At 61.5% G+C, this 3,469-nt stretch carries 3 protein-coding genes; all 3 read right to left on the bottom strand.

All coding sequences use genetic code 11. From position 1 onward, the window contains the following. Window positions 1-330 (bottom strand): type 1 glutamine amidotransferase (locus tag ABYO54_RS15395; RefSeq protein ID WP_372809121.1); only part of this gene is annotated, 330 nt, incomplete at its 3' end. Window positions 331-335: 5 nt separating this feature from the next. Next, window positions 336-893: a heme-binding protein gene (locus ABYO54_RS15390; RefSeq protein WP_372809120.1), complete on the bottom strand. Its 558-nt coding sequence runs from the start codon at window positions 891-893 to the stop codon at window positions 336-338. A gap of 54 nt (window positions 894-947) precedes the next feature. Further along, window positions 948-3,469: DUF3857 domain-containing protein (locus ABYO54_RS15385; protein ID WP_372809119.1), on the bottom strand; the 2,522-nt coding region annotated here is incomplete at its 5' end.

Below are 3,469 nucleotides of genomic sequence, written 5' to 3'. Positions count from 1 at the left end.
GCCGATCTCCTTGTGCGGGCCGGGATAGACCTCGGCGCCCAGCGCATCCGCCATCAGCTGCGCGCCGAGGCAGATGCCGACGACGGTTTTGTTCGCATCGATGGCCTGCTTGATGAAGCGCTTTTCCTCGACGAGCCACGGATGCTCGCCGTGGTCGTGGATGCCCATCGGCCCGCCCATGACGACCAACCGGTCGAAGCTATTTAGATCAGGAAGCGCGTCGCCGGCGTAGAGCCGGGTGCAGGTGATTTCGGCCCCGTGGTCGGCGGCCCATTGTTCGATCGTTCCGAGTCCCTCGAACGGGACGTGCTGCAGCCAGTGTAGATTCATCGCGCTTATTCTTTCTTGCTTCCTTCCATCGGTTCCACCGGGACATGTACCTCGAACTTCTTCAAGAACGCCGGCACAAAGGGCGAGTTCCAGAAAACCGCATACTCCTCGCCGCACTTTTTCCACTCTTTGGATGCGGCCAGCGTATCCAGCAGACGCTCGCGGGCTTGCCGGTAATTCTTTTCGGAATATCCGCCGCGCACGCCCAAACTCATCACGGTTCGCTCCGGCTCGATCATTACCCGAACTTCGCCGGTGCTCGCAAGGTCCTTCTCGAGATCCTTCGTCCCGATGTAGAAATACATTTTTCCGGGGTCGATGTCGGCCTTGACCGGAACGGTCATTGCAACGTCATTCGCCTTGATGTAGCGGAAGAGTCGCCCGAACAAATCATTGTTCTGCTCGAAATAGCCCGCTTCGTGCTGCGCCATGATCAGCGTTCTTTGCGGGATGACCTTCACTTCCGTTTTTCCGGCCTCCGTTGCCGCAAATGCTTTCTCATAGGCTTCGCCCATCGCCGGAACGGCGATCAACGCCGCGCACAGTATCCATTCTGCATTCATGATAAACCCTCCGTGGTTCAAGGGGTTCGGCCAGGAAGGGTTTACATTACAACCCTAAGGTTTCTTTTTGAGGAGGATGGTGCGCATGTCGGGGTGGGCGAGTTGCTTGGAGGCCTTGATGATGTCCGGGAAGGCTTCGGCCGGAATGATGGCGGGCTTGAGGTCGGCCATCTGGACCATGCGGATGGCGTTGGCGCGTTGGGAATACTCGACGGCGATCTCGACCATGCCGGCCCCCTCCGGGGCTTGCCACGAAAAGTTTTTGGGCAGGATGACGGGCTCGTACCCATCGGGCAGGACGATGTTGTATTCGGTGACGGAGTCGATGTAGTTGTTCCATGCGAGCGGCAGGGTGCGTTCGTTGGAGCGGTATTTCAGCAGTCCGCCGAGGCCGCCGGGAACGGTGAGATAGAGATAGTCGCCATCCGCCACGGCGTAGCGGTCGGCCACGACCGAATATTCCATTTTTCCGGGATAGGTTTCGTAGTCGGTGATCAGCTGCGAGGCGGCCTTGGCCGACTGCGAGACGCCGGAGACGAGCTCGAGGTAGTGGCGGCGCAGCTTTTCGGGGGTGACTTCCGCATAGCCCTGGTGGAAGCTTTCGAAGGCGGTTCCCTGCATGACGGTGCTCTTGGTCAGGCCGATCTGGCCGTTGGCGGCGATGCTGATTTCGTAGGCGATTCGGGTGCGGTCGTCCTTGCCCGGGGGGACTTGGATGCGGTCGATCGCGCCGTGGTCGAGGTCGAGCATGGTGCGGCGGTCGAAGGCGGAGGCGCCGAGTTCGGCATACTGCGAGGAACCGCTCATGTAGAGGGTCTCGCCCTCGACGTTCAACTTGACCAGCACGGCGTTGAACGAGGTGCGCGAAGGAATCTCCAGCAGCGGTTCGGCGGCTTCGGGAATGAAGGGGATGCCGCCGGAAAGGATGAACTCGGGTTTGAGCTTGGCGGCCTTGAGCAGGGCGTAGAGCACGACCATGCGGTCGGGGTTGTTGCCGTAGCGGTCGGTCAAGGTTTGGTCGGCGGGGGTGATGGCGGAGAGCGGCAGCTCGGTCAGCCCGGGGCCGGCGGCGCGCAGGTTCTCGGCCATCCAGTTGCGGATGGCGATGGCCTTTTGGCGGTCGCTGCGCATGCCGTAGGTGAGTTCCCGGGCCAGGGCTTCGGTCTCGGGTTGGTCTTTGGCGGCGGCCAGCAGGCGGTCGCGCACGTCGTTGCCATAGGTTTTCCAGTTTCCGGCGGAAACGAAGACCGAGGGGTTGAAGGTGTGCCACGGGGGCAGGGCTTCCTCGAGTTTGACCGGCGGCAGGTTGGTGGCGGTCCAGGTATGGGTGACCGTGCCGCCGGAAGCCGTCGTGGTTTCCGCGATGCCCGTGCTGCGGATCTTGAGACCGAGCGCTTCGGGGGCGCTGAGGGTGAAGGTGGTGCTTTCGACGGGTTCGAGGCCGTTGAAGGTCTGGCTGGTGGAGAAGAACGGCTTGCCGTCGACGGTGGAGACATATTCGTATTCGAGCACGCTGCCGACTTCGACGCCGGGCAGGTTGGCCACGAGGATCTTGGAGGCAGGGTAGCGCGGTGCCGAGGCGACCCAGCTGGCGTCCATCAAATTGAGTTCGTCTTCGCCGAGCTCCTTGCTGGTGCCGTCGGCCTGCGTGACCTTCGCGTGGGTCAGCTTGATGGTTTGCCAGGCCGGGTTGTAGGAGAGCTTGATCTCGGAATGGTCCTTCTTGCCGGCATAGGAGAGAATCTCGAGTTTCGAGCGCGAGGTCTGTTTCCAGCGCGACGGGCTTTCGAGTTCGATGCGGGTGTCGGAGGCGAGCACGCGCACGTCGGAGTCGGCGGCGGGAAGCTCCGCGGGCCGGTCGAGGATCAGTTTCTTGCGCAGGTTGTATTCGATCTCCTTGAGGTTTTGCTTCAGCGCCAGATATTGCTCCGGGCTGAACTCGACGGTGTTGAGCAGGAAGGTGTTGGTGGCGGTCAGCCGGCCCGCCGCCTGGCCGACTTCGACCTTCCAGGTCATCTCGTCGGAATCGATCGTTTGGTAATCGGGGATGTTGATGGAGCCGATGTCGGACGGCACCTTGAGTTCAAGCGTTTCGCGGATGCCGGCGGTGATGCGGTTGAAGAGCGGATACTTGCGTTTTTCGAGGCCGGTCTGGCCGATGAGGAAGTTGGCGTATCCCATCGATCCGCCGAGGCGCGGCAGGTTGAGCATTTTGTTTTGCTCGCCTTCGATCAACAGGTTGTCGGCGGTATAGGTGAGTTCGATGGTGAGCGGTTGCGAGGTGTCGCGCAGTTCCTTGGGGAGGATTTCGACGGATTGCAGCTCGGCGGTGGGCATCGAGCTTTTAATCTGCCCTTCGAAGAAGCGGCGGCGCTCTTCGGGCTTGATCTTGGAGAAATAGCCGCGGTAGACGGTGTCGTTGATGCCCTCGAACAGCAGCGTGCTGCGGCCTTCGAGGTTCCCGGTTTTGTCGAGCGATCCGGTCGAGGCGATCCGGAGCAGGTTGTCCTCCGCCGGAATGACCGGGGAGGTGAGCAGCGTTTCGCCTTCGGGGCGGGCGACGAGGTAGCTCATGT

The sequence above is a fragment of the Pontiella sp. genome, from assembly GCF_041622395.1.
Classification (GTDB): Bacteria; Verrucomicrobiota; Kiritimatiellia; order Kiritimatiellales; family Pontiellaceae; genus Pontiella.
This window is presented reverse-complemented; position numbering and strand designations above follow the sequence as displayed.

What these genes read in the sequence shown, in the direction of transcription:
- ABYO54_RS15390 (WP_372809120.1), bottom strand. Translation starts at nt 893, where the DNA reads ATGAATGCAGAATGGATACTGTGCGCGGCGTTGATCGCCGTTCCGGCG.